General features: G+C 66.5%; 7 protein-coding genes and 1 pseudogene. 4 read left to right on the plus strand and 4 right to left on the minus strand.

The features are described from left to right. A pseudogene (locus VIR09_RS18390) lies at positions 1-364 on the minus strand (AraC family transcriptional regulator); the annotation flags it as partial. Here VIR09_RS18390 and VIR09_RS18395 point away from each other — a divergent pair. Then, on the plus strand, positions 359-1,033 hold the full coding sequence (locus tag VIR09_RS18395; protein ID WP_332014166.1) for a DJ-1/PfpI family protein: 675 nt from the start codon (positions 359-361) through the stop codon (positions 1,031-1,033). The pseudogene VIR09_RS18390 and the gene VIR09_RS18395 overlap by 6 nt on opposite strands. A 31-nt stretch (positions 1,034-1,064) precedes the next feature. Here VIR09_RS18395 and VIR09_RS18400 read toward each other — a convergent pair whose 3' ends face one another. Continuing rightward, on the minus strand, positions 1,065-1,547 hold the full coding sequence (locus tag VIR09_RS18400) for an Lrp/AsnC family transcriptional regulator (RefSeq protein ID WP_332014167.1): 483 nt from the start codon (positions 1,545-1,547) through the stop codon (positions 1,065-1,067). A 146-nt stretch (positions 1,548-1,693) separates the two neighbouring features. On the opposite strand from VIR09_RS18400, the gene VIR09_RS18405 reads away from it, so the two are divergent. Next, positions 1,694-2,311 carry a LysE family translocator gene (locus tag VIR09_RS18405; RefSeq protein ID WP_332014168.1) on the plus strand — a complete coding sequence of 206 codons (618 nt, stop codon included), beginning with the start codon at positions 1,694-1,696 and terminating at the stop codon, positions 2,309-2,311. Between the two features lie 43 nt (positions 2,312-2,354). Here VIR09_RS18405 and VIR09_RS18410 read toward each other — a convergent pair whose 3' ends face one another. Both VIR09_RS18410 and VIR09_RS18415 read right to left on the minus strand, forming a co-directional pair. After that, complete coding sequence (locus tag VIR09_RS18410) at positions 2,355-4,241, minus strand: ABC transporter ATP-binding protein (protein WP_332014169.1); 1,887 nt, start codon at positions 4,239-4,241, stop codon at positions 2,355-2,357. Between the two features lie 364 nt (positions 4,242-4,605). Beyond that, positions 4,606-5,319, minus strand: coding sequence for a GntR family transcriptional regulator (locus VIR09_RS18415; RefSeq protein ID WP_332014170.1), 714 nt, complete (start codon positions 5,317-5,319; stop codon positions 4,606-4,608). A gap of 138 nt (positions 5,320-5,457) precedes the next feature. Here VIR09_RS18415 and VIR09_RS18420 point away from each other — a divergent pair, with 138 nt between their 5' ends. Beyond that, positions 5,458-6,321, plus strand: coding sequence for a VOC family protein (locus tag VIR09_RS18420; protein ID WP_332014171.1), 864 nt, complete (start codon positions 5,458-5,460; stop codon positions 6,319-6,321). Positions 6,322-6,332: 11 nt separating this feature from the next. Continuing rightward, positions 6,333-6,777: class II aldolase/adducin family protein (locus tag VIR09_RS18425; protein WP_332014172.1), on the plus strand; the 445-nt coding region annotated here is incomplete at its 3' end.

Consider the following 6,777-nt stretch of genomic DNA (forward strand, 5'->3'; position numbering starts at 1 on the left):
AGGCGCGCGTCTCGCCGTGGGCTCCCGCGAAGTCCGCGCCGGGGCCGCCGGGCACGAACAGCATGTCCAGGGGCTCGTCGCCATCGTCGGCAAAGGTGCCGTCCACCTGCATGCGCAAGCCCTGTTCCCAAGTGGAGACCAGGGGCGTGGCGGCGATGGTACGCAGCCGGTAGAGCTTGCGGCCCGACTCTTCATTGGCCGAACTGAAAGCTTGCCAGGGGCCGGCCAGGTCCAGCGGCTGGAAACCGTCGTACAGGACGAACAACACGTGCAATGGCGCATCCGGCGCCGAATTTGGCGCGCGCGTCCTGGCGCGTCCGCCTATGCTGGAAGTCGTCGTTTCTAACGGAGCATCGTCATGCATGTGAATTTTCTCTTGTTCGAGGGGCTGACCCAGCTGGACATGACCGGACCGTACGAAGTGCTGGCGGGCGCGCCGGGCTTCACCGTGGATTTTGTCGCAAAAACGCGCGATCCGGTGCGCAGCGATCGCGGGCTGTGTTTCGTGCCCACGCAGACCATCGCATCCGCGCCGCCCTGCGATCTGCTGGTGGTGCCGGGCGGGCCGGGCACGGATGATGCCATTGTCGACGCCGACTGGGTAGCGTTCACAAGGGTGCAGGGGCTGGCGGCACGCTATGTGTTCGGCATCTGCACCGGTTCGTTGCTGCTGGGCGCGGCGGGGCTGCTGCGCGGCAAGCGCGCGTCCAGCCATTGGCGCGCGCGTGAATTGCTGTCGCGCTTCGGCGCCATCCCCAGTGACGAGCGCATGTGCGTGGACGGCAACCTGTTCACCGCCGGCGGCGTGACATCGGGCATCGACATGGGGCTGAAAGTGGTGGCGCTGCTGTGCGGCGAGGACGTGGCCAAGCTGATCCAGCTGCAGATCGAGTACGACCCCCAGCCGCCGTTCCCCGGAGGCACGCCCAAGACCTCTGAACCCGCCGTGGTGCAGCGTTATCTGGAAATGTCGCAGGCCCGCTTCGAGCGCCGCTCGCAGGCGGTGGACTGGGCCGCGGCGGCGATGGCCTGAGCCTGCCATCAAGACGGGACGCGCTGCCTGTTTACTTCGCCAGATGATCCAGCGGCAGCGGACTTTGCGGCTTGACGGTCTGGATGGCGAAATTGCTGCGTATGTCCTTCACGCCGGGCAGCTTGAGCAGCGTGTCCAGCAGGAAGCGCTCGTAGGCGCGCAGGTCCGGCACCACCACCTGCAGCAGGAAATCGGATTCGCCCGACACCAGATGCGCGGAGATGACTTCCGGCAGCGCGCTGACTTCCTTGCGGAACTGGGCGGCGTCCCGTTCGTGGTGCCGTTCCACCTTGATGCCGACGAAGATGGTCAGGCCCAGGCCGACCTCGTCCGGCGCCAGGCGGGCCTCGTACCCCTGGATGACGCCGGCCTCTTCCAACAGTCGCACTCGCCGCAAGCAGGGGGAGGGCGACAGGCCGATCTGCTCGGCGAGTTCGACATTGGTCAGCCTGCCATTCTGCTGTAGGGCCTCCAGGATGCGGCGGTCGTAGGCGTCCAGTTCGCGTTTTGGCATGGAATCAAGTCTGAGGTTTATTGATTGGTGAAATATGCCAATCATCATAAATCCACTGGCATGAATAGGATGCACATGCCAGCGCGGTTTTCCTAGAATGATCGCCTGTGATCGAGCAAACAGGTGGAATGATGGCGGATATGGCGATGTTTCTAGGGGCTTTGCTGATCGTCTACGTGGTGCCCGGGCCCGATATGATTCTGCTGCTGGAAACTGGCGTGCTGCGCGGCAGGGGGCAGGCGCTGGCGGTGGCCGTGGGGCTGGCCATTGCGCGGGCCGCGCACGTGACATTGGCCGCGCTGGGACTGGCGGCGCTGTTCAAGACCCACCCCTGGGCGTTCGATGCGGCGCGCACGGTGGGCGGCTGTTATCTGGTCTGGCTGGGAGTGAAGCTGCTGCGCGCGGGACCCGTTTCCTACGACGCCACCGGGCAGCCAGCGGCGGGCCGGACAGGGTTGGGGCCGGCGCTCCTGAGCGGGGTGCTGACCAATGTCCTCAACCCCAAGGCTTTGCTGTTCTGCTCGGTGCTGCTGCCCCAGTTCGTGTCCCCCGCCCAGGGGCCGATCGGCCCGCAATTCGTCGTGTTGGGCGTGATCCTGGTCAGCATGGGCCTCATCCTGGACGTGCTTTGCGCGCTGGCGGGCGGGGTGGTGGGGCGCTGGATGTCGGCCAGCCCCCGGGCGCAGAAGATCCAGAGCCGGGTATTCGGATTGACGCTGATCGGCTTCGGCCTGCGTCTGACCGTCGCCCAGCGTCCGGCCTGAAGCGCCGGCCCCGCGGCTTGCGCCGCGAGGCCGGCGGTCACGCTTACTTGGCGTAGGCGTACGAGGACTCGTCGGCTTCCTCGTCCTTCGGCTGCGGCGGGACTGCGCCGTCCTCCAGCAGCTCCGACTGCGTCAGGCCCTTGGTTAGCTCCAGCGCCTGGCGCTCGAACAGGCGCCGGTACAGGCCGCCCTTCAGGCGGATCAGCGCGTCGTGGCTGCCTTCCTCGATGATGCGGCCGCGGTCCATCACCAGCAGGCGGTCCAGCGCGCGCACCGTGGACAGGCGGTGCGCCACCACCAGTGTGGTGCGGCCCACCATCAGGCGGTCCATGGCCTGCTGGATCAGCACCTCGCTTTCGCTGTCCAGGCTGGACGTGGCTTCGTCCAGGATCAGGATGGGCGCATCGGCCAGGAAGGCCCGGGCCAGGGCCACGCGCTGGCGCTCGCCGCCCGACAGCTTGACGCCGCGTTCGCCGACCAGCGTCTCGTAGCCCTTGGGCAGCGTCATGATGAAGTCATGGGCGCTGGCCAGCCGCGCCGCCTGCTCGATCTCGGCCTGTGTGGCGCCGGGACGGGCATAGGCGATGTTCTCCGCCAGCGTGCGGTGGAACAGCACCGGCTCCTGCTGCACGATGGCGATCTGGCTGCGCAAGGAAGCCTGCCGCGCCTGGGCGATGTCCTGCCCGTCGATCGTGATGCGGCCGTCGTTGACGTCATACAGGCGCTGGATCAGCTTGATGAACGTGGTCTTGCCCGAGCCCGAATGGCCGACCAGGCCGACCCGTTCGCCCGGTGCGATGCGCACCGAGAACTGGTCGTACAGCGCCTTGTCGTGCGCGCCATAGCGGAACGTCACGTCCTCGAAGCGGATCTCGCCGGCCGTGACGCGCAGCTCGCCCGCGTCGGGCCTGTCGTCCACGCCTAGCGGCTGCTTTTCCAGCGCGACCAGTTCTTCCATGTCGTTGACCGAGCGCTGCAGGTTGCGGATGTGCATGCCCACGTCGCGCAGATAGCCCTGCAGCATGAAGAACATCGTCAAGGCGAAAGTGATGTCGCCCACGCTGGCCTGGCCACGCGACCACAACAGCAGCGACGCGCCTAGGATGCCCGCCTGCATGGCGACCAGCATGGCGCCCTGGACGCCGCCGTTGATCGTGCCGCGGATCCAGGTGCGGCGGGTGCGGCGGCGCCATTTGTCGACGACGCGGTCCAGCCTGACTTCTTCGCGTTCCTCGGCGCCGAAGGCCTTGACGACCGCATTGCAGCTGACGGCGTCGGCCAGGGCGCCGCCCATGCGGGTGTCCCAGGCGTTGCCCAGTCGCGCCGCCGGCGCCACATAGCCCAGCGACAGCGCCGCGGTCACGGCGATGTACAGCACCGAACCCAGGCCCACCACCAGGCCCATGATCGGCCAGTGCACGCCCAGCAGGGCGGTGGCGCCCACCAGCATCACGACCGACGGCAGCAGCGCGACCAGCAGCGTGTCGTTGAGGATGTCCACCGCCCACATGCCGCGCGTCACCTTGCGCACCGTGGAGCCGGCGAAACTGTTGGCGTGCCAGTCCGTGGAAAACCGCTGCACGCGGTAGAACGCGTTGGACACGATGCCGTTCATCATCTTCAAAGTGAAGGTGATGATGTTCTGGAACACGGCCTGGCGCAGCAGTGTGCCGCCGATGCCCAGCGCGAGCAGCAGCCAGAACGCGGTGAGGGCCGCGCTCCAGACGATCTCGTCGCCGGCCGCGCCCGAGGCCACTGCGTCGACCAGCCTGCCGGCGTACAGCGGCGTCAGCACGTCGGTCACCGCCGACAGCAGGGCGAGCACGATGATGCTGGAGGTGCGCCAGGGTTGCGCGCGCCAGTGGCGGAAGGTAAAGCCCAGGACATCCTTGAAGGTCTGTCCTCGTAGATCAATTTTATTTCTGGCCATTGCAATGGCCCGGCGGCACCAGGACGCCGGGTGTCCTTGTGTGGAAAGAGGAAGGAACGGCCTGCGCAGCAAGGCGCGGGCGATTGCGTTTAGGTTTTTGGGGCGGGCGCGGGGGACCAGTCGCTAGATAGGCATCCAGCGATGGGTCCGCGCGGGCGACGACTTAGTGGCGTCGCGGAGACACGCGCGGGATGGCGGTATGCGGATTCATCATCTTGCGCCTCCCAGTGGTGTGAGATGTGGGGAAAAGAAATGGGCAGAGGCCCGAATTGAAGATTCTATAGAAGTGGTGTAGGCGAATCAACGGGTAAGCATGCGCCGGTGTGGGTTTTTTTCAACTGGCGTGGTTTTTATGGCGTGGCTTTCAATCCGGCGTGAACAGATCCGGTGGCAGGCGAGCCACCGCGTCGTAGGTCAGCCGGATATGGGCCGCCAGCAGGTCACAGGCGCGGTCCGCGTCGCGGGCCAGCGTGGCATCCAGGATGCCCTTGTGTTCGTCGTCCAGGTTGCGGGCGATGGGCTTGCGCGTGACGGTCAGGCGGCGGTAGCGCTCGGCCTGCTGGTACAGGATGCCCAGAAAGTGATGCAGCCAGCGCGAGGGACAGGCGCGAATCAGTTCGCGGTGGAACTCGCGGTTGCGCTGCTCCCACTCTTCAAAGCGGGTGTCGGGGTCGGCGGCCAGGCGTTGCTCGGCCTTGCTCAGGCGGTGGAACGCGGCGAGCACGGCGCTTTCCCAGTCGTCGTCGCCCAGGGCGATGGACTGGCGCAAGGCCTGGCTTTCGAGCAGCACGCGGTTCTCGGTGATGTCGCGGAAATCTTCCAGCGAAATCGGCGTGACGTGGAAGCCGCGCTGCCCTTGCGCGATGACCAGCGCGTCCGACACCAGCAGCGCCAGCGCTTCGCGCAGCGTACCCGCGCCCACGCCGTAATCGTCCTTCAAGTGCTCGACCCGCAGGCGCGAGCCGGGCGGATGGACGCCCTGGATGATGTCGCGGCGCAGGTTGACGTAGGCCGCGCCGACCAGGGTGTTGGCCGAGGCGGAATGGGCGAGCGGGGGGAGGGTGGCGCCGTCTGACATGGAAGCTACTTTATCACTGCGTTCAAAAAATCTCGATAAAAATTATTGACGCCGAGATTTATGCTGCTTATCGTAGAAAAAAGCGTCGAGACTACGACCGGCATGAAGCTGGCGGCAGACGCAACCTGGAGACAAGCAGTGATACGGCTACACGACATCCGGTACGTCCGGCTGGGTACCCGCGACCTGGAATCCGCGGTTCGCTACGCGACTGCGGTGCTGGGGCTGGAAGTGGCGCGCAAGGAGCACGGCGCGGTCTATTTCAAGTCCGACTCCCGCGATCACACCCTGTGCTATTTCGAAGGCGATCCGCGCGATCACACCTCGGCGTTCGAAGTGGACACGACCGAGGAATTGGAGCATGCCGGCGCGGTGCTGGAGCGTAGCGGTTATCAGGTCACCGCGGGCAAGCGCGAGGACGCCGAGCAGCGCTACGTGCGCGATTTCCTCAGCTTCATCGACCCCTCCGGCAACCGCATCGAGCTGGTGCATGCGCCGCATCACAGCGGCCGCCGCTATTTCCCCAGCCGCGATGCCGGCGTGACAGGCTTTTCGCACATCGGCCTGCGCACGCTGGATGCGCGGCGCGACGAGGCCTTCTGGACCGGCCTGCTGTCGGCCCGCGTCAGTGACCGCATCGGCGAAGCGCCGTTGCTGCGCATCGACGAAGTGCACCACAAGATTGCGCTGTTTCCCTCCAGCTATCCGGGCGTGCAGCACATCAACCACCAGGTCGAGAGCATCGACGACATCATGCGCGCCTGGTATCAGCTGAAGGAATGGAACGTGCCGATCCGTTTCGGTCCCGGGCGGCATCCGACTTCGGGGGCGATGTTCCTGTACTTCGACGGACCCGACGGGATGATTTACGAATACTCCACCGGCGTGCGCCTGATCACCGCCGAAGACGAAAAGACCTACCGCCCGCGCAGCTTCCCCGCCGTGCCGTCCTCGTTCTGCATGTGGGGCGCCAAGCCCGATATCCCGGAGTTCAAGACGTGAGCGCCGTGCCGATGAAGGTTGAGGCCGGCCAGGAAGCCCTGGTGCGGGTGGCGGCGCGCGGCCTGGCCCGCGCCGGACTGGTCCACGCCTATGGCCATTGCAGCAGCCGGCTCGACGCCGACCACTTCCTGGTGTGCGCGGCGCGGCCCATGGGCCTGATCGAGCCGGGCGAGGCGGGCACGGTGGTGCCGGTGCACGGCGAGCTGCCCGAGGGCGTGCTGGGCGAAGTCCGCATCCATCAGCACATCTACCGCATGCGTCCCGAAGTGGGTGGGGTGGTGCGGTCCATGCCGCCCACGGTCATGACCTTGTCTTCGGCCCGTGTGACGCCGCAGCCGCGCCATGGCATGGGTTCGTATTTTTCACCGGCCGTGCCGCTCTGGGACGATCCGCAGCTGGTGCGCAGCGACGCCCAGGCACGCGGCGTGGCGCAGGCCCTGGGCGCGGCGCGCGCCG

The sequence above is a fragment of the Achromobacter sp. genome (assembly GCF_036567245.1).
Classification (GTDB): Bacteria; Pseudomonadota; Gammaproteobacteria; order Burkholderiales; family Burkholderiaceae_B; genus Achromobacter.